We start from the raw sequence: 25,792 nt of genomic DNA, 5'->3' as shown, positions 1-25,792 counted from the left end.
ATTGCTCCTGTGGTTACAGCGTGCCAATCAGGGCCAGCTCTGCCTTGAGCTGTTCGGCACTCAGACGGGATAGCGGTAAAGCCAGGAAGGCTTCAATACGGGTTTTGATCTGCTCCAATGTGGCTTCAAAAGCTGCCTCGATCTCTTCTTCAGTTCCTTGGTATTCCGAAGGGTCAGCCAGGCCCCAGTGCGCCTTGGTGGCCGGTCCGAAAAATACCGGGCAGGCCTCACCGGCCGCCTTGTCGCACACCGTGATGACGAAATCAGGTGCCAGGTTCACATGGACATCGCTGGACTTACTCAACAGCCCGGCTGTCGAAATACCAGCTTTTTCCAACGTTTGGAGACTCAGCGGATGCACTTCACCTTTGGGCTGACTGCCCGCGCTGTAAGCTTTCATGCCTTGCGGCGCCAAGTGATTGAGGACCGCTTCACAAAGGATGCTGCGGCAGCTATTGGCCGTGCAGAGGAACAGGATTTTCATCGAGCGATCTCGTAGTCGAAGGCGCAATCAAGCGATTTTGCTTTCACAGCAGGCCAGTGCCCGTTCAGGGCGGTCGCCCATTTCATCAAGGCGTTTGGCGTCAGGGCTCAACCAGTGCTTGTTGCTTTCCAGCACGGTGGTCAGTACTTGATGAACCCAATCCGGGAGATTCGGGTGCAGTCGGTAATACACCCATTGGCCTTGCCGACGGTCCGACAGCAAACCGCAACCGCGCAGTTGCGCAAGGTGTCTGGAAACTTTTGGCTGACTCTCATTCAACGCACAGGTCAGCTCGCAAACACATAGCTCTCCTTCACGGGTGATGAGCATCATCGTGCGGACCCGAGTGTCGTCAGCCAGGCATTTGAAAACATTGGTCGGTGTCAGATGGTCAGCCATATCGTTTTCTCAGTGTTTGTTTTTGACCAAGACGAACATCTTGATGCGCTCATGAATTTCGTGAAGGGTGTGACGGAAGGCATCGGGTTTGGTGCTGGTGACCGGGTCTTCAAAACTCCAGGCCAATGCCTCACCCGCTCCAGGTAAAGACAGGCATTCCGCTGCGGCTTTATCACACAAGGTGATGACGTAATCGAAACGCTCACCACGGAACTTGTCTATCGACTTGCTACATAATCCTTCGGTGCTCACACCGATGTGTGAAAGCGCCTCGAAGGTGCGCGGATCTACCTGAGTTGGAGTTGTGCCGGCGCTGAACGCCTCGAAATGCTCCGAATCGGTATGCCTCAGCAACGCTTGGGCCAACTGGGAGCGTGCAGCGTTGGCAGTACAGACGAAAAGGACACGGGCTTTGCTGGTCATTGTGAAGTCTCAGCTCATATGCGGTTTAACGAATATATGTTTTTTCGCATACAAGGTAAAGAACCAACGACCCATTAATCCATCAAAACGATTGGACTCCGCCGAGCACCTTCAATGAAAGCTCTGTATTACGGCGCTAGCAGCCTTCCGTGTCTCTTCAAATATCTGCGGTGATGTACATATGGTTTCTGTCATGAATCTGTCACTTACGCAGAAATAGGTCGCTCCTTGGTTCAAGGACTACCTCGACGAGCAAAAGAAAATAAGAAGGTCGCCCTTAACCCGCCCCGGTCATCGAGGGCGGGCTCAGTTGCTGCGCACTAGGCTTTGCAACAACCCGGCGAGGTACGAGGCGCGGCCTCAAGGATTGTCTCTGCGGTGCCACAACAAGACGTCTGACTTGCCGAAGCCTTCAAGCGATCATCGACTTCATCGAAATCCGAGTTGCAAATGCCCGTTTCCGGGAGGATCAGCTCAACCCTTTTGGCCGCATCCCAATCACCCGCCAGCGCCGCGACGACAGAGCGAACTTGCTCATACCCAGTCATCAACAAGAACGTAGGCGCCCGGCCATAGCTCTTCATCCCAACAATGAACAAACCTTCCTCAGGATGGGCAAGTTCTATCGCGCCATGAGGTCTGACCGTACCGCAGCTGTGCTCGTTGGGATCGATCATTGGAGCGAGCAACACTGCGCTTTGAGTTGCGGGATCAAGTTCGATACGCAACTCGGCGAGCAGGCTCATGTCAGGTCGGAATCCAGTCGCCACAATGATTTGGTCCACAGGTGGAAGTATCTGGTCTCCCGCCCTCACAACCAACCCTTGGCCATTGTCTACAACCTGATCGATAGCGACGTTTTTGAACAGCTCAATCACGCCGTCATTCAGCAATTGGCGAATCTTCAGGCCGAGCTTTCCGCGCTCTTCCAATTGATCATTCGCACCACCACCCAGAATGCGCTCAAGAGAATTACCCCGGGTCGCCCAGAGCACTTTGGTTTGCGGTGCTTCCTGAATCAGACGCACCAGATCCTGTAGGGCGTTAAACGCGGAGTGACCACCACCCACCACCAGCACACTTTTGTTGGCATAGCGATTCCGCGCACGACCCAGCACCTCCGGAATGCCGTACGCAATGTGCGCTGCATGCTCGATCTCGCCCAATGCAGGGATGCCATGGGCGCCCATCCAGTTTGGTGTCAGGTAGGTGCCCGAGGCATCAATGACAGCACTGGCAAGCACATCCTGTTCACCCGCTGGCGCTGCGACACGCAGTAAAAAAGGAGCTGCCGATCTGCCCTGGGTCTTCATCACATCCTGACCGGCGCGAGTGACTGCTAGAACACGGGTATTGAGCTGCAAGCGACGCTTGATCTGTTCGAGGTCCGCGAGAGGTCGAACAAACCGGTCCAGCAGTTCACGACCCGTCGGATACTCGTTCTCCGGTGGTGGAGTCCAACCATCGGCCAGCAGAAGTTTGGCCGCCTCCTTGTCCACATTGAATTCCCACGGAGAGAACATTTTCACATGCGCCCATTCTTCAATGCTGGACCCTGCTTCCGGACCAGCTTCCAGAATCAGCGGCGTGAGACCTCGGGCCAGCAGGTGAGCGGCTGCGGCGAGGCCCACTGGACCTGCTCCAATGATGGCGACGGGAAGGTGATTGTTTTCCATGATCGATTCCTCTTCAGACTGGCTGATTGACCGGAAACAGGCGCTCGACAATCGCGCAGTCGAGCCAGCGTCCTTCCAGGCAGGCGTGTTTTTCATACACCCCCACTTGGCGGAAATCGCAGGCTTCGCACAAAGCGAGACTGGCGTGATTGAAGGTGAAAATGCGTGAAAGGACTTTCCAGAATCCGCGAGCTTCGGCTTCCGTCAGCAGTGACTGAAGCAACTGCTTGCCAAGCCCCTGGCCGCGAACACTGCGATCTAGGTAGATGGAAAAATCCGCAATACCGTCGTAACAGGCACGGCCGCGATAACTACTGAGTCCAGCCCAGCCAAAAACCTGATCCGCCTCATCGACCATGACCAACACTGGATAACGCTCCATTGCGTTGATGCGATCAAGCATGTCCGCCGGGCTTCGAGGGGCAGTTTCAAACGTAGAGCTACGTTCCTCGATCCCCTGGTTGTAGATGGCGGCAACTGAAACAGTGTCTTTGGGTTCAGCTAAACGAACTCGCATTGTTGGAGCCCCATTACGTTGGTAGTAACAACATTATTGGCAAAAAAAGGGAAATTCTTCCCTCTTCAATCCTTGTTCTTCACGGCGGGGCAGCACTCGCTCGCGAGCCCGCAGCGAATCTCTGTGGCTCGCGTAATCTGCCTGAGCAAACTCAACGCTCCCTGTCTGGCCTCGGCCGAGAGGTTCTCGATCATCGCTCGTTCTTCAGCAATCAGGTCTGCCCTGATTTTTTCGTATAACTCACGCCCGGCATCCGTTGCCTGGATTCGCACTGCGCGCCGATCTTCATCATCCTCAACGCGGGACACATACCCTTTGCGCTCCAGGGTATCGATCACTCGACTCGCCGTACTCTTGTCCAAGAACATCTCTTCCGCCAAGACCTGAAGGCGCAATGCGCCCCTTTTGACCAACGTTTCAACGGCATAGCATTGGGTTACAGACACGTCGTAACAGCAGATCCGGTCACGATCACGGAACTGATAGACGCGAACAAGCTGGTTCAAAGCCTCGTACAAGTCCTCGGAATCCTGGGTCAGTTGATCGTTTTTAAGCTTCGTCATATCCGCCACAAATTAGTTGTTAGCTGCAACAATAATCCTCGTATTTTAGAATCGTCAACACCGATCTTCAGGTTGACGGTCCCCAGAGGAAGGCGCTAGCTTGTTGTTACTGACAACTAAAAATGAGCGCGCCAGTCGTGACACATCCAGAGCAGATTCATCCCCCGATCAATCGCTCCGGGCTCGTATGGGGGATGGGATTCACTCAGATTCTTGCCTGGGGCTCGACCTATTACTTGCCCGCAGTTCTTGCAGCTCCGATAGCCAAAGAGACTGGGTGGTCCATCACCAGTGTGGTGGGCGGCCTGTCCTGGGGATTGCTGGTAGCCGGAGCCTCCTCGCCATCTGTTGGCCGCCAGATTGATCGCCATGGTGGACGCTCTGTCCTTGCCGCCAGTTCACTGCTGCTGGCTCTCGGCATACTACTGATGGGGCTGGCGGGCAACGTTGCCACCTACTATGTCGCCTGGACGCTGATCGGCGTTGCCATGGCGGCGGGTTTATATGACGCAGCTTTCTCAACCCTGGGACGTCTTTTCGGCGAAGGGGCTCGAACATCAATTACCGGGCTGACCTTGCTAGGTGGCTTCGCGAGCACCATAGGTTGGCCGGTGATTGCGGGGCTGGAGAGTTGGATCGGTTGGAGAAGCGCCTGCTTTGCCATCGCCGCAGCTCACTTGCTAATCGGATTCCCTATTCATGCCCTGTTGATTCCTGGAAGTACAAAACAACCGCCTCACCCCGTCATTACAGAAACACCCAATGCATCAGTACCTCGCCCCGACACCACCAATCATCTGTTCTTACTGATTGGCGCCATGCTGACGATTCTGGCGCTGGTGGTATCAGGTATCTCAGTGCACCTGCTCAATGTCCTCAAGCAACTGGGGATCGCGACTGCTGTGGCCTTGGCCATCGGCATGGTGATTGGTCCTTCGCAAGTCCTGGCACGGGTGGCTGAGTTTTCCATAGGCAGGAACCTCCATCCAACCTGGTCCGCACGAGCCGGCGTGTTGCTTAGTTTGATCGGGCTTGGACTGCTGATCTCAGGCCTGCCTTGGCTGGCCTTCGTAGCGATAGCACTTTACGGAGCCGGTAACGGCATCCTCACCATCGCTCGCGGTACTCTTCCATTGGCGCTGTTCGGGCCTCAAGGATATGGCGCACGAATGGGACTGCTCGCAAGGCCCGTCCTTGTCGCCCAAGCCTGCGGACCCATCGCCGCTGCTTACGTTCTGGACAGCTTCGGAGCATCGATACTTCTTAGCGTGATGTGCGGGTTTCTGTTGCTGTGCTTCATCGCCACTTGGCGCCTGCCAACTACGCAAAAAGGACAGTAATTATGATGTTCCGGTAGACGCCGTGTTGAGCAGAAAAAAGTCGATACCCGGCATCAAGCGAACAGTGGGGCCGATGCATTGTGAATGAAGCGCATCAAGCTAGGAATGATGTGAGAAGCATCCGGCCCAACGCCTCTAAGGGTTGCCGAAGCAAAGTTGCGCTGCTTCGGTAATCCCACAAAATACAAACCCGGTACGTGCTCCGCTTTCCCGTTGCGTTGGGTGAGGCTTTCATTGCCCGCCACGTGCAGACCTGCCAAAAAACGAAGGTTCGGACGAAACCCGGTCGCGAAAACCAAACTATCCACGTCAGTGTGCTGCCCATCAGCCCAGATCACGCCCGTTGACGTTACCTCCGTGAACATCGGCTTGCGCTCAAAAAGTCCCTGCTTCATGGCTCGACGATAGGTACCATCATCCAGTACAGGGGTACTTTGATCATTCAGCCAACGAGTCTTCTCCATCCCTGTCCACTTGAGCCAAGCATGAAAATCCACACCGAGGATCTTTTGCGGAAAAAACCGAATCGATTCCCTTGTCGCCAATACGACGCTGCTGACTTGAGCCAACTCATGGGCAATTTGTACAGCTGAGTTGGCAGCACCTATGACCACTACTCGTTGATCACTGAAGCCGTCGACATTTCGGTAATCAGCACTGTGTAAACGTTGCCCGCGAAAACTCCCCAGCCCCTGAATGTCAGGGATGAACGGCTGGTTGAATCCGCCAGTGCAAACGATCAACGCTCTTGAGCAGAAACGCTGACCATCAGATGCCTGAAGCAAAAAGAATCCATCCTCCCTACTCACTCTCTGGACTCGTATGTTCTGCCGAATGGGTAGCTGGAAAGCGTCCGCGTACTGCTCCAAATAACGTACGACTTCATCGCGTAGCGGATAGTGCTTAGCTTCCGCTGGAAAGGGCATCCCAGGTAAAGACGAGTAAGCAGCAGGAGAAAATAATCTCAGGTTGTCGTAGTAATTGCGCCAGTTTCCACCTGGCTGGCTCTCAGCATCCAATATGAGAAAACTGAGATTCTGCTGCCGCAGATGCCAACCGCACGCGAGCCCAGCTTGGCCCGCACCAATAACGATGACATCCGTGGGCTCATTAATTATGTTCATGTATGCGCACTCATGCATATATTGAAATGATAAAAAAACTACTTAGATACACCAGGGCAGCAAAACGGAGCCAGACTCTTCATGTGCTGAAGCATGGCTTCGAGCCGTGCCAACACCGCCGGCCCATCCACCCTCATTGATTGCATTGTCACATAGCAACGCTTTACAAAATTATCGACCATATATCTAAAGCAAGTTAGTCATTCGCAACATTATCAAACCCTAGACAGCGCAATCAGTAAAGCAAGCAATTGAAACCATTCTGCGAAACCTGCCCCCCCTCACACACTCGCAACTTAAATATTTATGTATCCTATAGTCTTATACGGTTTTGTGCGATCTGCAAGTACGAAAACTCGACTAGGAGCGATACCTACTGCATTATAGTCAGGATGGTATTCTAAATCCGCGACTACCAGGTTTTTATTATTCCGCCGAGAGCAACGCAAAATGTTTCTTTGTTGGAGAAAGTCATCTGCCACAAAGTAACAACGAATACTGCCTTGAGGAGCATCTAGAGATTGACGAGAGAAGAATGTAAAGTTTGTGGGGTTTAAAAATTTTTTTCTAATTTGGTTTTTATAAACTACAAGTATTGAACACCTTGGTAAACGTTCGACATACAGCTCCAGAGCAGCCCAAATGTCATAAAATTTAATGTACGCCATTTTTAAAATTTCGTGTTTATTCCAATGCTGTAATTCTGCATCCAATAAGTCCTCATCATCTAGTATAGGATTGGCTTTACCTGTAACTTCAGCTATCCGAAAACAGCTGTTGTAGGACATCAACCAGGAAAAGTATGCTATTACGCACCCACAACAAACTGTCAAATCCAGTTTGGAACACTGCATAACATCCAGCTGTCTCATGGCATTGAAGCATTTTTTATGGCTACGAATGTAACTTTTATAAAAATATCTTCTCAGAGATCGTAAAGCGCTTTCAAGGTCTTGTTTATCTGAGTGATCGACCTGTAAATCACACTCGCACTTTGACAAAGAATTTACTAACACGTACTTCACCTCGCAATAAGGTGCAGGAACATCAAATGTAGCAGCTCCAATTTCTTTCTCAATAAATCGAAAATACAAAAAGAAATTTTTGTTCAAGTCCAGACTTGGAAGGTGTGACATTAGATCCCAAGTGTCTTCTAAATTCAGGGCATGCGCTGCGCGCAACCATATCACAGTTGCTTCACTCCACTGAATCATGCTTTTCAAGACTTCCTCAGAAAGAGTCACCAAAGGAAACATACTAACTAGCAATTTAGCGATATGAATACAGTTCGGAACAGAGACGCCAGATTTAATTTTATCTATAGAACGTCCGTTCAAAAAAGATGAGCAGGCGCTGCACTCTTCAAGAGCGACATGGTGCCAAGGGCAGTTTACTAGCCACGTTATTTGGAAAAAAGGTGAATGGTAATTGTGCTCTATGCACATTGGACAATGCCTGACCTTTACACTACGCGCGCAATACTTAGACAATATTAAACGATCGATAAATCCTTCATCTATTGTAGTTTTCGGTAGGCCTAATATTTTAGTTAGGGCAAGCACATCAACTTGATGGCTTTCCCACCAATGAAAGATGGAGGGTGAGACTTTAAAACGAGGCTTACAGATAATCGTACAAAACTCATTGGTATTAATATCATTTAACATTAACGCTTTAACAAATATCAGCCACGAAGATTCGAAGCGGACCATTTTTTTTGGAAAGGATAGTATGTTGTTCATTGGCCATTACCCATCAGCTTGGCAAATTCGGACATCCCAGATTTAAGCATCGCATCTTTCACAAGATTAATATTGAGCACAAAGCCTTCGTCATCACTTAAGCGCGAATTTATTAATACTAACTGGACAGAATGAAACATATGCTCTACCGGTATGATACGCTTGCTGGATCCTGACACCGCCTCAACAGCACAGTCGTAAATCATCGAAGAATAAAATGAAATTCTAAAGCCGACCGAAAAGGCTTTTGGTAAAAAAAACTGAGTGTAGCTACAGTTACTATCCACTGGATAAAACAAAATTTCATCAAAGGATCGGAGTACCTCCTCCAACCACTCCTTAGAACTACATCCACGAAACTCTATTCTTTCACTCAAAAAACGCGCTACTAGAGCAGTTTGGTCTGAAGCAATAAATGACGTTCGCACACTATTAATTTCAGTTTGTGCAAAACCAATGGTAGTCATCGAAACATCCAGCAGCTTCAATCTGTTCTGAATAACTTGAAGGTGCTGATATTCTTTTTCACCAAGGGTCTGCATCTCATCCAATAGCAAAAGAAAATGACTTCCATCAATAGAGGAGAGCTCGCAGAGTATGTGAGTTATAATTCGCTCCCTTAACTTATCTATAGGCTCACGGGCTTTGCGAAATAATCCAATTGCATTTGCAATGGTAAAAACAACACTTTCTTCGTGAGTCAGATCGCAGGCTGCGAGCACAATGTATTTATTAGCGAACTCCTGAGATGCTAAGTGCCGAATAGCCTTAGCGCATTGGGATTTACCCATCCTAGGCGTTGAAAAAAAATAAACACTTGGACTGCTGAGCCAAATTCGCTCCCGTACTAATCGGTAGGAATACTCAATGGTTGGAGTTAACGCTATATATCTGTTTCTTACTACTGGATGATCTGATAATAAACTATCACGTTGCGCCGCATCATTGGGATCGAAGAACTGCATGGTTAACGACTCCTCTAAAGACCTCTTATTAATTTATTCAGATCAGGCATAGCACTAGGTATCACCGAGTGCATATCACTTGAACCTTTAGAGTTACCATTGTGAGTTTCAAGGTCATGATTACCAGCAATGCACAAACTATTTTCTGATTCGACTTGTTCCGTCGGAATTGGATCAGTAGCGATATTGCTGTCATGATAGTCGGTTTCATGCACTAAACGATTGAGTTCAGTTGCGGCACTTCGAATTGTTTTCACTACTGACACAGGCGAATCAGCTTGTGGAGCGAGCCTGCTTGTCGCAATACCGGCCAAATGCTTTAGGTAAATATCCACTGGATCATCAAATTCCGTCACAATTAATAATCGCGCCGACTTTAGACTATTTATAGCTTTCCTGGTTTTTCGACTGTGCTTTGTTAATGACCACTTCCCTCCAGCCTTCAGCATACCGAGCAGACTACCATCAGGATAATACGCACGGACTGCACGCAGATCATGCTCATCAATTTCAACAGTTATTTTTTTATTTCTTAACCAAATGGCGTCTCTTAAAATGTCGCTAGAGTATCGAACTCTATCAATTTGAACGAATGGGCGAACCCCTCGATCTGGATAGCATTTAACTGTCACTTTCACTACAGTTCGATAGTGCGTCACTTTGCTGACCTGATATTGAAGTAGTTTTCGGCCTATGAAATGACCATTACTGAGGCTTAATCTTTGCCGAATAAAATCATGTGGTGATAAATGGCATATACCCTCACTCGGTATAGCATTGTGCTGTGCGAAAAAATGGTATGCAATTTCTTCTACTACATCAGCCTCCATCTTTAGTTCTTGAGCGACTGCCCCTCCATTTTTGGCACGCCCCTTAAATGGATTGGAGCCAGTCGTACTGGGGAACCTATGGAATATTGCATGTTCCAATTTACCAAAAGTCCGCTCCACGTTTGGTCTCATCTCAAAGTGGCCAGGAGCACCCAAACATAAAGAGAAACCTAGTTTATTCCTTAATTTAACAGAAACCGCCGACGCCAAATTTGACAGCGCATTGTCTGGCATTAAAACTGAAGGTAAAGCATGTTTTATTTCTTCAAATTTTTCTGCTGGATATCCAGAGTCACCTTTTATTTCCATATTTAAAATATTGGTTTCGGGCTTTGGTAACTCAGCGCGCAGGCTTTCAGTAATCATTCTTACGACGTCAGAAGCGCTGACTTCACTGCTATAAACTATCAAGTACCATAAAATTGCAGTCGACGCTCGATCTACCATGACGAGTATGTTGAGCCTCTTTATATTAATATAAGTTTTTAAGCCCACGCTATTACTTATTCCAATAGTCCATTCAGCATCTATCTTGTGACTGTCAATTTCTACAGCGTCCAGGACCTCCTCAAATCTCATAGCTGGTTCTTTTCCAGTGCCGACAGAAAGGTGCGCTCTTGCCCCCTCTTCGCCGTAGACCATGACTGCGCGGTCAAAATTGCTTTCTATAACATTTCTCACAAAGGTTGTTATAGTACGTATTCCGAGAAGTTTCGCATTGAACGGCCAATCCGTCATAGGGTGTTTGTGATCTTTCAAGTAGTCTAAAAATAACCTATGGATCTGTGCCGGTTTAATTCGAAACTCATTAATTTCACCTTTAGTTTTCATGTTTAAAATTTTCGATATCATCTTTTCTTTTAGATCTGGGTGTTCTTCAAGTAACTGTGAAAAAAGCCCTGAGTAACCTGATTTATGCTCAGGAAGTTTATTGGTCACAATCGCTGTTCTTTCATATTTTTTTTGGCGATTATGTGGAATGAGCGCACGATTGCCCCACACCAACCCATCGGCTGCAATACTTAAGCAACGCTTGATCAAACGATGAAGTTCCGTCTGAGTAATGGCTGTTGTTTCAAAAATCGACTCCAGAGGCTCGCCTTGTACGTATAAAGAAACCGCTTCCTGACGATTGAGAAAGATACTGCGATTGTTTTCCGTCATGTCCTCCACAAACACATCTGACCACGGTAAAGTGGCTCGAATGGATGCCTCAATTTCCAAGCGTGTACGTCTTTCGCTCACGCCAACCTCCACGATGTATTTCTACCAAACGGACGCTCCGACATATCGACAATAATTTCGCCAGCAAGAGCCATCCGGGACACTACTCCTAGTATCAACATTGGATCATGCATTTCAGTCATTATTAGCAGATTGTTAACAGTTCCATGCTCTAAGCTCCGCACAACCAAACTTAATGCTTGGTACTCGACATTACATACTTCATTTCTAATTTGCGCCGAATATGAAATTAACCTTAGCCATCTTTCCGCGGCTCTTGATTTTTCAGCAAGATAATCACCAAACACACTGACGCAAGTGATTTTCCTTGTCACGCTTTCGGTCAGAATGAAAGCCTCCAAGTAAATTTTTCTTCCGTCACCCGATGAAAAACCGTGAAACTCTAATCCTCCACCTACCAGTTCCACCCTTATCATCTCTTTTTTTCTGAAGCTATCTTCACGATCAATTTTAATGTCTATGATGTAGCCAAAATCGAAACTCTCCACTTTCGGATTGGCTTCTAAGCAAGCCGCCCAATAAATACACTCACTATTGCTCGCAAGTGCAATATCTCGATTAAGCTTAGTACTATAGACGACCCACAATGTGTTTTTTGTATTCTTCCTGGCCCCATGGGAAGACATTAAATTTCCGCGCATTTTCGACTTAAGAGACCCCATAGTTTAATGCCTCTTCACTAACAGCTCCGCCATTTACCACCACCTTACGTTAGCTGGTTATTTCTTCAGCATCATAATTATTTTTATTAAAAACGATAAATCTTATAGCGTTTTTCCAGCAAACCTAGTGGTTCTCTCTGTGCCGATTCGTGCCCCCTAGTTGATATATAATTTAAATATTTATTTATTCACCCCTCCTGTTGTTCAGCTACGATTTAGAAGGAGCGAGAGCAGTCACTGCGTTTTCGAGATGGCCTCTTCTTATATATGTGATTTTTCAGGATTTATTTACTTACAGACCTTGCAGGAGATGAATTCTAATGAAAAAACCTGACTTGGAAGCAAACTTTAGCGCTAAAGCAACTCTGCCCTTACGGCCAATTGACCGCGCTCCAAGGTTCACTGTCGAATTCGCGTTGGAGGCTTTTCTAAGCCGCTTTTCCAAAAAAAATAGTAGAGCGACAGTGCTGCATGGATTACGAAAAGCGGCGGACGATTTAGGATACGAGGAGGTTCCTCTGCCCTTTGTGCCATGGGATCAAATTAGCGCGCCGGAATTGGCTCAGTTGGTGGAGAGTTGGCGCGGAATCGCGTCTAGCGCCTCGATTCGTGTCTATATCTTCGCTGTGCGTGGTGTTGTTGAGTCATGCGTGATACACCATCTGGTCCATCATGACCAATATGAGCCCATGAGAAGGGTCCGGGGGCCGAAGCGAGAGACCTTTTCGGAGATACGTCAGTACATTAGGGAACGTGATCGCCGTCGCTTACTTCTGAGCTGTGATGGAGATGAAAGGACAACATTGGGAATGCGCGACAAAGCAATGCTGAGCATTTTGTTTGGGTCCGGTGTGCGTCGAACAGAAGCCACGCAACTAAAAATTGAAGATCTGGATCTAAATGAGGGGACGTTCCAGACTCAGGTCTTAGGAGGTCATTTTACCGAAAAATACCTCGCAGCCTGGGCTATTCAACCGCTGCGAGAATGGCTTGCTGAGTTAGCGAGGTGGAACATTCGTAAGGGGGCTATCCTCTACCATATGAGCAAGGGGGGCAGACCCCTATCACCTATAAGTCCGAATGGATTGTGGAGAGCACTTGGTGAACGCTGCAAGTTTGCTGGAGTACCTATCATAAAACCAAACGATGCTCGCACTACATTAGCTTCCGACCTCATTCGTGAGCACGGCCTCAACACAGCAAAAGCCGCGTTGGGACACGCTGATATTGCAACCACGGCTACGTACGATAAATCCGACAATCAGAATATTAAAATAATTTTTAACAACAAAAACATATAAAAATTTGTCAAATGTAGACAGCCGTATAGAGGCATGCCTTTTCCGCTACTACTCCCTGACATGCTCACTTTAGAGGTATTGTGGGGTAAGAATTTACGTCGACGCCGATAAGAAACATAATTAAAAAACTTTTCTTAATCCTTTTATTTTATTTACTTCAATTAGCCCACCAATATTTTTTTTACTTCTAAAAACCAGAACTAATATTAGCCATCACACCTCAGAGAAAATTTACAAAGTATTTATAAATAATTGACAAATATGAAAATCTGCCTAACGACATCTTTTATAATATTTGCTTCGGCGCTCTGCCCCTCATTTTTCTGTCAATCGTCCAATCAGCTCCGAATGCTCCGGGAACTGATCGCTGAGCCTGTGCCGATTGCCCAGTTCCATGTCCGCATAATCAAACCCTGGTGAAACCGCTTCGCTGATCAATCCGTATCCCGCCAGACCATCTGTCAGCCGTGAAGCTTTCCAGACACCGCCTGGTACATGCAGCTGCAAGCATTGTCCGGCGATGATGTCGCTGCCCATCACCACAGTTTTCAATGTGCCGTCTGGAAAAATCAGGCTGTACTGAATCGCGTCTCCCAAATGGTAGTAATGCACGATGTCTGACTGGTTGAGATGAAAATGACCTGTCGGCGAATCCTTGGTCAGCATGTAATAAATGGAAGTCATCAGGTAACGCGGGCCGCTACCTGTTTCAACCATTGAATGGTGATCCGACTGGAAGGTCCTGCGGTAGAAACCGCCTTCCATGTGAGACTCCAGCCCCAAGGCAGTGATGACTGTTTCAGCACTAGGGACTTGAGTAGCAAACGCACGGTTAGTCATGGAAGCGGCCCTTCTTTTATTAGATAATCTATATTCTTAATCGTCGTGATAGATGATAACTATGCTAAATGACCCTTTAGTCGACTTATTTCAAATGCTCCGTTTTAACGACGGAGCCTTATCTCTCCAATGCGGCCTGGTTACTTTAGTCGTTCGTTTTCCCTGATCAGTCTCTTGTTTATCTTTCCGACACTGGTTTTAGGGATCTCATCAACGAACCGAATCTGCCGGGGAATCGCCCACCTATTAATACGGCCGCTTTGAACATACTGATGAAGGTGAGTCTCCAACACGCTGGCATCAATCCGTTCTTCCGGCTTGCATACTACCAACGCAATCGGCCGTTCTCCCCACTGTGAATCAGGAATGCCGACGACTGCAACGGACGCCACTGCCGGATGCTCACTAATGAGGCTTTCCAGTTCCAGGGAGCTGATCCACTCCCCACCCGTCTTGATGACGTCTTTGATCCGGTCCTTGATCTCCACGACACCCAAGGCGTCGATAGAGCCGATGTCACCGGTATGCATCCAACCGTCTTCCCACAGTTGAGCGCCCTGCCCCGGCTCCTTCAAGTAACCTTGAGTCAGCCACGGGGCACGTACCACGATCTCACCCAGCGCCTCACCATCCTGTGGCGCCTCGTAACCGTTGGCATCGATGATTCTCAACTCCACCATCGGCACCGCCACCCCGGTCTTGATGCGGGCGGCCACTTGCGCGTGCGCGGGTTGTTCAAGCTCGGCGTCCTGCAGGTGAGTCAGGCAAAGCAATGGGCACGTTTCGGACATGCCGTAGCCGCTATGCATGCGCATACCGCGTTCGGTGGCCCGGGTTGCGAGTCCTTGGGTCAGCGCGCTGCCGCCCAATAGCATTTTCCAGCCGTTGAAGTTAGTGCCCGACGCTTCGTCGCAATCCAGGATCATTTGCAGAATCGTCGGAACGCAATGGGAAAAGCTGACCTTTTCCTGGCGGTATAACCTGACCAGGCTGTTGGGTTCATAGCGTCCCGGGTAAACCTGCTTGATCCCCATCAACGTCGCGACATATGGCACGCCCCAGGCATGCACATGAAACATCGGCGTGATGGGCATGTACACGTCGTCGGAACGCAACAGCGGCAGGCTCTGGTACACACCGAGCGTGCCCACTGCGTTCAGCGTATGCAGAACCAATTGGCGATGGCTGAAGTAGACGCCCTTGGGATTTCCAGTGGTGCCGGTGGTGTAGAAGAGCGTCGCCACGGAGTGTTCATCGAAATCAGGAAAATCAAAAGACGGTTGCGCGTCCGCCAACAGACTTTCGTACTCGCCCAACGCGGGTAATAGAGCCGATGCGGTGTCGACGTCACTGAGTTGAATGTAGCCTTTGACGGTTTTCAGTTGGCCTTGGATCGGTTCAATCAATGGCAGGAAATCATCATGAACCAGCACCCAGTCATCCTCGGCGTGGTTCATGGTGTAGAGGATCTGCTCCCCGGAAAGACGGATATTGACGGTGTGCAACACCGCGCCAATCATTGGCACCGCGAAGAAACACTCCAGGTAACGATGGCTGTCCCAATCGAGTATCGCCACCGTATCCCCAGCCTTGACGCCGATGTTCGTCAGCGCATTGGCCAATTGTTTTATCCGCTCATTCAGCGTTCGGTAGCTGTAGCGCAGCTTGTCCGCATAGACGATTTCCTGATCGGGCGAATACCGTGCGCCCGAAAGCAACAGGCTCTTGATTAACAGCGGATAGGCGTACGCGCCCTGCGCGGGATCGATTATTTTTGTGGTTACCACGGTGAAGTCTTCCTGAGGCTGTTGATTGGAGGTCATCTCCGGTTCACTGGGTCAGAACTGCGTCTCGTCGAGCAGGTAAAGCGAGTCGCTGCCCGCCCTGACCGACGCTGCCAGGGAATGGACGCGTGGCAACAGGCGCGCGAAATAGAAACGCGCGGTGCCCATCTTGCTGGCGTAAAAGTCGTCCTGCGCTTCCTTGCCGAAAGCCGCTTTTGCCATCCGTGCCCACATGTAGGCGTAAGCGATGTAACCGAAAGCGTGCAGATACTCGACCGACGCCGCGCCGATTTCATTGGGGTTGGATTTGCAGCGGTCCAGTACCCAGGCGGTCAGCTCGTCGAGGGTGGCCAAAGCCGCGTTGAGCGGCTGAGTGAAGGGTGCGAGGTCCGCACAGGCGGTTGCGGTGAAATGCCGGATCTCGTCCGCAAACAGGCTGTAGAGCGCCCCGCCGCTGCCGACGATCTTGCGCCCGACAAGGTCCAGCGCCTGAATGCCGTTGGTGCCTTCATAGATCTGCGTGATACGCACATCGCGCACCAGTTGCTCCTGGCCCCATTCGCGAATGTAGCCGTGACCGCCAAACACTTGCTGGCCGTGCACGGTCGACTCCAGTCCCAGATCAGTCAGGAATGCCTTGGCCACCGGCGTCAGCAGCGCAACCAGGTCTTCCGCGCGTTTGCGCGTGGTCGCGTCTTCGCTGAACTTGGCGGTGTCGAGTTGCATCGCCACGTAAGTGGAGAATGCGCGGCCGCCTTCGTTCGAGGCTTTCATGGTCAGCAACATGCGGCGCACGTCGGGGTGCACGATGATTGGATCGGCCACCTTGTCGCTGGCTTGCGCGCCGCTCGGCGAACGACTTTGCAAACGGTCGCGAGCGTATGCCCGCGCATTTTGATAAGAGCGTTCAGCCGTCGCCAGGCCTTGAATGCCTACGCCCAGGCGCTCGTAATTCATCATGGTAAACATCGCCGCCAGGCCCTTGTTGGGCGCATCGACGATCCAGCCCGTGGCGCCGTCGAAGTTCATCACGCAGGTGGCCGACGCCTTGATCCCCATCTTGTGTTCGATCGAGCCACAGGACAGCGCGTTTCTCTGACCAAGGCTGCCATCGGCGTTGACCAGCACCTTGGGCACCAGGAACAACGAAATACCTTTGGGGCCCGCGGGCGCGTCCGGCAACCTGGCCAGCACCAGGTGAATGATGTTCTCGGTCAGGTCGTGCTCGCCGCCGGTGATGAAAATCTTGGTGCCGCTGACTGTGTAGGAACCGTCAGCCTGAGGCTCTGCACGGGTGCGAATGAGGCCCAGATCGGTACCGGCATGCGGCTCGGTCAGGCACATGGATCCGTTCCAGACCCCGGCATACAAGTTGGGCAGGTACGCGGCTTTCAGCTTGTCGCTGGCATGAGCGTTGATTGCCAGGCAGGCACCGGCAGTCAGCATCGGATACAGGCCAAACGACAGGTTGGCCCCATTGACCATTTCTTCCACCTGGGCGCCGATCACCTTGGGCATGCCCATGCCGCCAAACGCGGGGTCACCGCCCACGCCAACCCAGCCACCTTCGGCAAAGGCTTTGTAAGCGCCAGCGAAACCCGCCGGCGTAGTGACCTCCCCGTCGTTCCAGGAACAACCCTGTTCGTCGCCGCTGCGATTGAGCGGTGCGATCAGCTCACCGGTGATCTTGCCGGCCTCTTCAAGGACGGCATTGGCGGTGTCTTCATCCACCACGTCCGCCAGTGCCGGCAGGCTGGCCCACAATCTGGAGACCTTGAACACTTCGTTCAGTACGAACCGCATATCACGCAGGGGGGCTTTGTAATCAGACATGATTGAAATCCTCAGGCAAACATCAGGGCATTGAAGGTGCCCTGCTCAATGGAAGTGCCCCCTTGCTAGGGGGTGCCAATCAGTTCCGCCGTACGTTCGGTGGACTTCGTTGGAATGGGTTGAATATTGCGCAGCAGGAAATGCGACAGCGCTGGAATAAGGATCAACGCACCGAGCATGTTCCAGAGGAACATGAAGGTCAGCAGGATGCCCATGTCGGCCTGGAATTTGATGGGCGACCAGGCCCAGCACACCACACCCGCTGCCAGCGTGATGCCGACCAGCCCCACCACTCGCCCAGTGAAAGACACCGCATTGCGGTAAGCCTGCGCCAATGACATGCCCTGGCGCTGGTAGTGCAACTGCACACTGAGCAAATACAGCGCGTAATCCACGCCAATCCCGACGCCCAATGCGATCACTGGCAACGTCGCCACCTTTACCCCAATCCCCATCGCGACCATCAACGCCTCGCACAGGATCGACGTCAGCACCAGTGGCAGCAGCGCCACCAACGTGGCGCGCCAACTGCGGAAGGTGATCAGGCAGAACAACGTCACCGCAGCGTAAACGTAAAGCAGCATCGTGTGGTTGGCCTCGCGCACCACGATGTTGGTCGCTGCTTCAATGCCCGCGGTGCCGGCCGCCAGTAGAAACTGCCGATTTTCGCTGCTGTTTTCCTTGGCGAATTTGTCGGCGATGGCGACCACGGCATCCAGCGTTTCGGCTTTGTGATCCTTGAGGAAAGCGATCACGGGCATCACCGAGCAGTCCGTATTGAACAACTCCGGCGCATTGACGGAAGCCTGCTGGGCCGCGTAATTCAGCACGTTCTGATTGCGCTGGATGCTGTTCAGTTTCGGGTTGCCCTCGAACGAACCGGCGGTGATCTGACGCACGGCATTGACCAGTGATGATGTCGCTTGAACACCCGGGTATTGCTGCAGTTCCCAGGCCAGGCGATCAGCCAGAACCAGTGTCTGATAATTCAGGCAGCCTTCCGGCGGGGTCTTGATCATCACCGCAAACAGGTCGCTGGACAGCGCGTAGTGGCTGGTGATGTAGGCGTTATCGCGGTTGTAACGCGAGTCTGCGCGCAACTCTGGCGCGCCGCTGTCGAGATCACCGATCTGCAAATGCAAGCTGATCGCGAAGCCTGCGATACCCAGCAGCACGGCACCGAGTACGATGCCCGAGGCCCATTTGCGCGTGGTGAAACGGTCAAGGAAATCCCACAGTTTGCCGAAGCCCCGACTCTGCGCTGCGCGGGTGTCGATCTTCAGCGCACGTTCGGCGGCCTTGGCGCCAACGCCGACGTAGGACAGCGCCACCGGCATCAGCAACAGCGATGTGAAGATCAGCACGGCGACACCGATACTGGCGGTAATTGCCAGGTCCTGGATCACCGGAATGTCGATCAGCATCAGCACGGCGAAACCCACCGCATCAGCCAAAAGCGCGGTGACCCCGGCAATGAACAGCCGGCGGAAGGTGTAGCGCGCCGCTACCAGTTTATGGGTGCCACGGGCAATGTCCTGCATGATGCCGTTCATCTTCTGCGCAGCATGGGACACACCGATGGCGAAGATCAGAAACGGCACCAGCACCGAATACGGATCGATGGCATACCCCAGCCAGGCCACAATGCCCAGTTGCCAGACCACCGCGGTCAGTGAACAGAAAATCACCAACAAGGTGCTGCGCAGGCAACGCGTATAGAGGTAGATGATGACGAACGAGGTCACGACGGCCAGGCCGAAAAACATCATGACCTGGATCAGGCCGTCGATCAGGTCGCCGATCAGCTTGGCAAATCCGATCACGCGGACCTTGTACTTGCCCTTCCCCTCCTCCCCCGCCTTGCTTGCCTGGCTGTCACCGGCGAACTCGATCTTGTCACGAAGCTGCGCTTCGAGCATTTGCGCGAACGCGTGATAGTCGATGCTGCGCCCGGTCGCCGAAGTCTTGTCCATCAGCGGCACGATCAACATGGTCGATTTGAAATCACTGGCCACCAGGCTGCCGACAATGCCGGCGCGGTTGATGTTCTGGCGCAGCTGTTCGATGTCTGCGGGCGAGCCGTGATAGGCATCAGGCATCACCGGGCCGCCCTGGAAGCCCTCCTCGGTGACTTCAGTCCAGCGCACCGCCGGGCTCCACAATGATTTCATCCAGGCGCGATCGACGCCTTCGGTGAGGAACAAGTCGTCGTTGACTTGCTTGAGCACGGTCAGGTACTCGGGGTCGAAAATATCGCCCTGGGTGTTCTCCACCACCACCCGCACTGAACTGCCCAGGCCGCGCAACGATTTGCGGTTCTCCAGGAAGTTTTTAATGTAGGGCTGGCTCTGCGGGATCATCTTTTCGAAACTGGGACGCAGCTCCAGGCGGGTAGCCGCCATATAGCCCAGCACCAACGTGATCAACGCCATGAGCAGCATAAACAGCGGACGGTAATTGAATACCCAACGCTCCAGCCGGTTGCCGGAGCATCGATCGAAGTCACGCACGTGGCGGATCACCGGCATGGTGTCTTGCTTGATGTTGCCCATGTCTGGGTACTCGCTCTTAATTATCCGGTTCTTATTTGATGTTCAGTGCGCGTGCACCATGGCTGCCGACCAACACCAGGCCACCGTCAGGAGCGCTGACGGCGCCGGCGGACGGGGCCAGGTCAGGTTGGTTTTGCAACTTGAGTCGGGCGTCATCGCCACTGCTGAGCAGCATGTGTCCAGCCTGGCTGAACAATCGGTAACGACCGTCGGCACCCCGTGTGGCGGCTGTGATGCTGACCTGCAAGCCGGTGTCGAGCGGGGTCCAGCTGGAACCGCCGTCAATGCTTCGAAACACATGCCCTCGCAGGCCGTAGACCAGCACCTCTCCCGGTTTGCCAATCACTCCGAAAAAACTGCCCTGATAAGGCGTATCGAGCGCAACGAAACGCTGCGCCGATTCATTCCACTTGCGCAGCAGCCCCTGTTCGCCAACGATGTACAGCGCATCCCCGGTGTAGGCGATGGCATTGAGGTGCAACCCTTGCGGGTTATCGGTGCGGTCCTGGAACGGTGTCCAATGCTGACCGCCATCGTCGGTTCGCAGAATCAGGTTGAACGCACCGACCACATAACCGGTTTTTTCATTGGCGAACCAAACGTCGAGCAGTGGCTTGTCGGCGCCCTCCTCGATCATCCGATGCCCGTCCTCGACGAACTTCAGCCATTGTTCATTGCCCGGTTCGACCCGGGACAATGCCCCGTAATGCTCAACCAGCAAGGCGCCGATCTGGCGGCCGTCCAATTGCTTTTTCCAGGTCAGGCCGGCATCGCTGCTGTGCAGTACCACGCCGTCGTTACCCACCGCCCAACCCTGGGTAGAAGAAGGAAAACTGACGGCATTCAGGTCGGCGCTGACCGGTACGGTGGCCTGCTGCCAGGCGTCGCCGCCCTCATCGCAATAGAGAATGTGCCCACGCTGGCCGACCGCAACCAGACGCTCACCCGCCCGGGTCACGCCCAACAACGGGCTGCGGATTGCCAGGGCGCTGGACTTGGCCGGCAGGTCCAGCACGTCGACGTAACTGTCTGCCTGAGTGAAGCCGTGCACCAAAACCAGCGCCATTGCCAGCGCGGACTGCCGGTACTTTTTATACGAACACATACTGCGTCCTCATCAAAAAGCTGCGCCGGGTGCACAGTGTGTGCACCCGGCGTTGAAACACGGCGCTTTAGCGAATACCGGCCCCCGCCAGGGACTCCGGCGACCACTGCGCCTTGGACAGCGAGTCGATGTAACGGATGCCACCGTAAGGGCCCACCACACCGTTGATGTTGTAGGAGCCGCCGACCAGGTCGTAGATCATGAAAGGCGTGGAGTCCGGCACCTGCTTGTCATAGCTCTGGCTGAGAAAGGCAAAGGAGCCGCGATAGAGCTGGCCACGGGCGTCATATTGGTCGGACGCGAGTGCGGCCCAGCTGTCTTCATCCAGGTAGAAACGGCGCTTCTGGTACACGTGGCGTGCACCCGGCTTGAGGTTGCCCTCCACCACCCACACGCGGTGTTTTTCCCAACGTACGAAGTCGGGCGCCAAGTGATTGGGGGTGGTCAGGCTTTTCGGATCCTGGGCGTAGGTCAGCTTGTAGGTGTTATACGGCACGATCATTTCCTGCTTGCCGACCAGCTTCCAGTCGTAGCGATCCAGGGCACCGTTGAACACGAACACATCGTCATAAGTACCGGCGCCGGCAGTGCCCGGGTTCGGCGTGTCATACGCAAGGTTCGGTGCCAATTTCACGCGACGCTGGCCAGGCAGGTATTGCCAGGCACGGCGAGGTTGCTCCAGCGGGTTGGCGGCATCCTTGAGCATGATTGATTCACCGGCACGGCGCGCTGGCCCGGTGTAATACAGCTTCATCTGGTAGTACACGTCGGCACTGCTGATGGGCTGTGCCATGTTTTCGTAGATCGGGTAAGTGATGAACGCCTGCCCCGTGGTGGCCAGGCTCGGTACGCCGGCCGAGTCGACGTTCCAGGAATCGTATTTGGAGTTGATGTTGACGCCCTGGTAACGCAACAGGAAGTTCCACATCGCCTCGCTGCCCGATTGCGGGATCGGAAACGGCACACCGGGCAAGACGTTGTCGATGGCCAGTCCGCCTTCAAGGGACTTGGCGCCATTGGCGTTCTTCAGGCTGTTGTCCAGCACCGCTTGCGGCAATGCAACGGTGCGATGGGTCGGATAGACATCGACGCGGTAGCTGGGAAACCGCTTGGCCAGTTCGACGGTGGTAGCGCTGAGCATGGCCTTGTATTGATCAACGTTTTTGCCATCGATCACCAGCAGCGGTTTTTCGCTGGCAAACGGGTCCGGGCGCATGCTGTCGCCTGCCTTGAAACTGGCCGGAGCCGTAGTCAGCCCGCCGGCGTAAGCGGGAATGGAACCGTCGGCATTGGCGGCCTTCTCGGCGCCGATCAGGGTCAGGCTGCTACCCAGTCGGGCCGCATCCTGCGCCGATACGGCGGCCTGAACATGAGCGGCAACGGTCATGGCCAATGAAGCGGCCAGCAGAGTTTGCACGAATTTCATGGGATCGATCTCCTGCCTAGTGTCTAAGCATTGGGTGAATCAAAAGGTGGTTTTCAGCGTCAGGTACAGTGCGCCACGGTCTTCGGTGGTCGCACCGCCGCCCGAGAAGGCTGAATAGCCACCGGCGTAGCACGCATAGTTTTCGTTACCGCTGAAGGCGTTCGGCGTGGAGCCGTCGCCACTTCCGGCGTTGGCCGCACCGGTGCTGTTGCCGCTGACATTGCATTTGTCAGCTTTGCCAAAGGAGTCGACATACTTGAGGTCGACGAAGTACTTGTTGTAGATCGCTGCACCGACGCCAAACGCATAGTTGCCGGTGTCTTTTGCGCCACCACCCGAGACCGGTGAAACGCCATCGAGACCGACGTTGACGGACATCGGCAAACTCATGTCGACGCCGGGAAATACCTGGTACCAGGTCGGCGTGAAGTTGACCGCCAGGCCCCAGTTGTCACGAGTCGGCGCGTCGATGCCGCGGTAGGTGCTCTTGCCCTTGTAGAGCGCTTCGTTCTTGTCATCGAGCTTGAGCAGGTTGCTGTAATACAGCTCGGCGAGCAGGACCGCCGAATCGAACACCGGTGTCTTTGGCAAGGTCATCAAGCCGTTGATCGTCCAGTGCAACGTGTCGCCGGTGGCACTCATGCTGTCGCCGTCGTGCGGGGTGTCGTAGATGACGCCGGTGGCTGCGGTCCGTGGCGGCAACAGGCCGAGACCTTGACCCAGACCCAGGGGGCTGTTGGTGCTGACGATTGCCGGGATACTGGCCAACGGCATGTTGTGACGGATGTTCAGGTCGCTGCCGACGCTGATGCCGCCAACGTCCTTCGACAGGCTCAAGCCGAAGATTTCAACCTTGTCGGAGTACGCCAATTGATAGGTGGCGGTGCTCAACGAGTTCAGCGTGTTGACGACCGCCGGCACCTGACCCGCTGGCCGCGTGCCGTTGGGGTTGGCCGAGGACAATCCCCGGGCGTCGAGCCAGGCTTGGGGCAAAATGTCCGAGGTCTGGCGGTAGTAAACGCCGAGGGTGCCGTCCAGCCACGCGGGCGACCATTTCGCCATGACGCCCCAGTCGCCAGCATTGCGCGGATTCAGGTCATCGCCACGGCGCACGTTGGTCAGAGCGTTGCACGGTGCCAGGCCACAACCCAACGGGCTGCCAGGGACCACGGAATTGGTGTTGCCCAGCAGGAACGACTGCGCGCCGAACCCCACCAGATCGGAACCGCCATAGTAGGTACCCGCCTCAGGCAGGCGCGCGGCATCCCAATCGAGGAAATACTGCGCGCCCACAGTCAACTCGGGATTGACCGTGAAGGACATCGACACCTGGTTGCGCGGGACAAACAGTTCCTTGGCCTCGGTGCCGGGCGACGCCGCCAGTTTGGCCAGATCGAGGCCGGACTGGCCGTAGCTGATCGAATGCACCGGGTTGAGGATGGTTTCACCCCAGAACACGTTGTGCTGCCCCGCCTTGACGCTGAACAGCGACTCCTCCCCCACTTCGGTGCTGTAGAACACAAAGGCGTCGAGGATTTCCCCGGACGGTCCGGTGTAGTAGCGCTGGGCGTAGTTGCTCAGATGGGGGCTGCCAAAGCCGACATTGTCATTGGTGACGGGCGCCAGGCGTGGGTCATTGGCGACCAGCCCCGAGGTTTCCTTATTGCCGTTGACGAACGGATTCGAGTTGGAGCCGGTGTTTTCATAGGCCTTGTCGTACCAACTCGCGGCACTGACACGAAAACCCATGTGGTCCTTGTAGACCACATCCATCTCGGTCAACAGATCGACACGGTTGGTGATATTGGTCCCGGCCTTGCGAAAGTTGTAGTCGCCGTCGTTGTTGTTCGGCGTACCCAGCATGCGTTTGTCCGCGCTTTCGGTGCGCACGCCGTAGTTGTACTTCACGGTGTTGTCAAAACGCACGGCCCAATCAGGATTGCCGGTATCCAGCTCGACGGCGTTGGCCGCCGGCATGGATGCAGCGAAGATGGCCAGGGCCAACAGACTGTGGCGCGAAGGGTGTGTGTGGCCGTGACTCTTGTTGTTATGCATTACGGTGTCTCCGCCATGTTGTACTTGTTTTTAAGCGCAGCTTTCCTTGCACAGGCCCGGTGAATGACCTGCGTTTTTTCCCGCGGTTGAGCAAATCCCGGACGGTTGCGGCCAGCCAGGTGCCTGACTAGCGATCCAGTTCCAGAATGAGTGCTTCGGCTTGTGGGCAATGGCCAAAGCCCGAAGCCGGGTTGAGATGGCCGACTGCGCCGAGGTTGACCAGTTCGCTGCCCCATTCACGTGCCATATGGCTGGCGGCCTCGAGGCTGGCCAGGTGATCGTTGGTGCTGCCGGCGACGATGCTGCGAAAAGGCAGCGCGCCGGCAGGCAGAGGGTCCCAGCCATGGGTGCGAAGGGTTTCAGGCGACGGATAGCCTTGGGGCCAGGTGGCATCGAGGTCAGGCGGTGCGGCCAGCAGCGCGCCCTTGATCGGGGCGCGATGTCGGGCAGCCCAGTGCGCGACCATCAGCACCCCGGCGCTGTGGGCAACCAGAATCACCGGGCCGTCGATCTGCTCCAGTTCATACTGGATCGCCCGGACCCGGGCCGCGCAGTCGAGCTTGTCGGTTTCAAGTGGCGGGACGCTGCGCACGTTGCTCAACCGAGCCTCCAGCAGCGTTTGCCAATGCTCGGCAACATGGTCGCGCAGACCCGGTACGATCAGAACGGTTGCGGCAGTTTGCAGTTTGTCCACTTCAGCACCTTCACCTTCACGATGACTCGACTGGCTGTTTCGCCAGAATCTTTTTGTAGGTCCGACATTAAAGAGCGCCTACCTTCAGCGCTTTTCATTTGACGACAACGAGTTTTCTTTTGATGACAGAAAAATCGCCGCTGATTGGCAGTCGAGTAACAGTCGGAAACGTACCTGCAAAAACTTTTCATTTGATGAGGCGCTGGCTATAGTCGGGCACGATCGACACCTC

The 25,792-nt window shown here is 53.3% G+C and carries 21 protein-coding genes; 2 read left to right on the top strand and 19 right to left on the bottom strand.

What is annotated here, in order from left to right; genetic code table 11:
* Positions 1-13: 13 nt before the first annotated feature.
* The 6 genes from ACRC4F_RS14475 to ACRC4F_RS14450 form a co-directional block, all read right to left on the bottom strand.
* On the bottom strand, positions 14-484 hold the full coding sequence (locus tag ACRC4F_RS14475) for an arsenate reductase ArsC (RefSeq protein WP_438659919.1): 471 nt from the start codon (positions 482-484) through the stop codon (positions 14-16).
* Between the two features lie 27 nt (positions 485-511).
* Entirely contained in the window at positions 512-883 is a 372-nt protein-coding gene (locus ACRC4F_RS14470) for a metalloregulator ArsR/SmtB family transcription factor (protein ID WP_438659918.1), read from the bottom strand.
* A 9-nt stretch (positions 884-892) separates the two neighbouring features.
* On the bottom strand, positions 893-1,306 hold the full coding sequence (locus tag ACRC4F_RS14465) for an arsenate reductase ArsC (protein ID WP_438659917.1): 414 nt from the start codon (positions 1,304-1,306) through the stop codon (positions 893-895).
* Positions 1,307-1,626: 320 nt separating this feature from the next.
* Complete coding sequence (locus ACRC4F_RS14460; protein WP_438659916.1) at positions 1,627-2,982, bottom strand: FAD-dependent oxidoreductase; 1,356 nt, start codon at positions 2,980-2,982, stop codon at positions 1,627-1,629.
* A gap of 13 nt (positions 2,983-2,995) precedes the next feature.
* Positions 2,996-3,499: an arsinothricin resistance N-acetyltransferase ArsN1 family A gene (locus ACRC4F_RS14455; protein ID WP_438659915.1), complete on the bottom strand. Its 504-nt coding sequence runs from the start codon at positions 3,497-3,499 to the stop codon at positions 2,996-2,998.
* Positions 3,500-3,564: 65 nt separating this feature from the next.
* On the bottom strand, positions 3,565-4,062 hold the full coding sequence (locus ACRC4F_RS14450; protein ID WP_407801365.1) for a MarR family winged helix-turn-helix transcriptional regulator: 498 nt from the start codon (positions 4,060-4,062) through the stop codon (positions 3,565-3,567).
* A gap of 122 nt (positions 4,063-4,184) precedes the next feature.
* Here ACRC4F_RS14450 and ACRC4F_RS14445 point away from each other — a divergent pair, with 122 nt between their 5' ends.
* Positions 4,185-5,402: an MFS transporter gene (locus ACRC4F_RS14445; protein WP_438659914.1), complete on the top strand. Its 1,218-nt coding sequence runs from the start codon at positions 4,185-4,187 to the stop codon at positions 5,400-5,402.
* Between the two features lie 53 nt (positions 5,403-5,455).
* Here ACRC4F_RS14445 and ACRC4F_RS14440 read toward each other — a convergent pair whose 3' ends face one another.
* From ACRC4F_RS14440 to ACRC4F_RS14420, 5 genes are all read right to left on the bottom strand, one after another.
* Positions 5,456-6,526: a flavin-containing monooxygenase gene (locus ACRC4F_RS14440; RefSeq protein ID WP_438659913.1), complete on the bottom strand. Its 1,071-nt coding sequence runs from the start codon at positions 6,524-6,526 to the stop codon at positions 5,456-5,458.
* Positions 6,527-6,822: 296 nt separating this feature from the next.
* Entirely contained in the window at positions 6,823-8,268 is a 1,446-nt protein-coding gene (locus ACRC4F_RS14435) for a hypothetical protein (protein WP_438659912.1), read from the bottom strand.
* Positions 8,265-9,233, bottom strand: coding sequence for a hypothetical protein (locus ACRC4F_RS14430; RefSeq protein WP_438659911.1), 969 nt, complete (start codon positions 9,231-9,233; stop codon positions 8,265-8,267). Before ACRC4F_RS14430 ends, ACRC4F_RS14435 begins: the two co-directional genes overlap by 4 nt.
* A gap of 14 nt (positions 9,234-9,247) precedes the next feature.
* Positions 9,248-11,308, bottom strand: coding sequence for a hypothetical protein (locus tag ACRC4F_RS14425; protein ID WP_438659910.1), 2,061 nt, complete (start codon positions 11,306-11,308; stop codon positions 9,248-9,250).
* Positions 11,305-11,934 carry a hypothetical protein gene (locus tag ACRC4F_RS14420; RefSeq protein WP_438659909.1) on the bottom strand — a complete coding sequence of 210 codons (630 nt, stop codon included), beginning with the start codon at positions 11,932-11,934 and terminating at the stop codon, positions 11,305-11,307. Before ACRC4F_RS14420 ends, ACRC4F_RS14425 begins: the two co-directional genes overlap by 4 nt.
* A 356-nt stretch (positions 11,935-12,290) precedes the next feature.
* Between ACRC4F_RS14420 and ACRC4F_RS14415 the strand changes: the two genes are divergently transcribed.
* On the top strand, positions 12,291-13,271 hold the full coding sequence (locus tag ACRC4F_RS14415) for a tyrosine-type recombinase/integrase (RefSeq protein ID WP_438659908.1): 981 nt from the start codon (positions 12,291-12,293) through the stop codon (positions 13,269-13,271).
* A 315-nt stretch (positions 13,272-13,586) separates the two neighbouring features.
* On the opposite strand, the gene ACRC4F_RS14410 is transcribed toward ACRC4F_RS14415, so the two are convergent.
* The 8 genes from ACRC4F_RS14410 to ACRC4F_RS14375 form a co-directional block, all read right to left on the bottom strand.
* Entirely contained in the window at positions 13,587-14,111 is a 525-nt protein-coding gene (locus ACRC4F_RS14410) for a cupin domain-containing protein (RefSeq protein WP_438659907.1), read from the bottom strand.
* 140 nt (positions 14,112-14,251) lie between these two features.
* Entirely contained in the window at positions 14,252-15,898 is a 1,647-nt protein-coding gene (locus ACRC4F_RS14405; protein WP_438660132.1) for a fatty acid--CoA ligase, read from the bottom strand.
* A gap of 51 nt (positions 15,899-15,949) precedes the next feature.
* The gene (locus ACRC4F_RS14400; RefSeq protein WP_438659906.1) at positions 15,950-17,728 is read right to left on the bottom strand and encodes an acyl-CoA dehydrogenase C-terminal domain-containing protein; all 1,779 of its coding nucleotides are present in this window, start codon (positions 17,726-17,728) and stop codon (positions 15,950-15,952) included.
* A 65-nt stretch (positions 17,729-17,793) separates the two neighbouring features.
* Complete coding sequence (locus tag ACRC4F_RS14395; RefSeq protein WP_438659905.1) at positions 17,794-20,280, bottom strand: efflux RND transporter permease subunit; 2,487 nt, start codon at positions 20,278-20,280, stop codon at positions 17,794-17,796.
* A 31-nt stretch (positions 20,281-20,311) separates the two neighbouring features.
* Positions 20,312-21,385 carry a WD40/YVTN/BNR-like repeat-containing protein gene (locus ACRC4F_RS14390; protein ID WP_438659904.1) on the bottom strand — a complete coding sequence of 358 codons (1,074 nt, stop codon included), beginning with the start codon at positions 21,383-21,385 and terminating at the stop codon, positions 20,312-20,314.
* Between the two features lie 67 nt (positions 21,386-21,452).
* Entirely contained in the window at positions 21,453-22,811 is a 1,359-nt protein-coding gene (locus ACRC4F_RS14385) for a DUF1329 domain-containing protein (protein ID WP_438659903.1), read from the bottom strand.
* A 39-nt stretch (positions 22,812-22,850) separates the two neighbouring features.
* A complete protein-coding gene (locus ACRC4F_RS14380; protein ID WP_438659902.1) occupies positions 22,851-24,866 on the bottom strand; it encodes a DUF1302 domain-containing protein in 2,016 nt (671 codons plus the stop codon).
* Positions 24,867-24,993: 127 nt separating this feature from the next.
* Positions 24,994-25,560 carry an RBBP9/YdeN family alpha/beta hydrolase gene (locus tag ACRC4F_RS14375; RefSeq protein ID WP_438659901.1) on the bottom strand — a complete coding sequence of 189 codons (567 nt, stop codon included), beginning with the start codon at positions 25,558-25,560 and terminating at the stop codon, positions 24,994-24,996.
* Positions 25,561-25,792 lie beyond the last annotated feature (232 nt).

This window comes from Pseudomonas sp. (assembly GCF_051660785.1).
Classification (GTDB): Bacteria; Pseudomonadota; Gammaproteobacteria; order Pseudomonadales; family Pseudomonadaceae; genus Aquipseudomonas.
The sequence above is the reverse complement of the archived record's forward strand: the minus strand, read 5'-3'. Positions and strand labels throughout refer to the sequence as shown.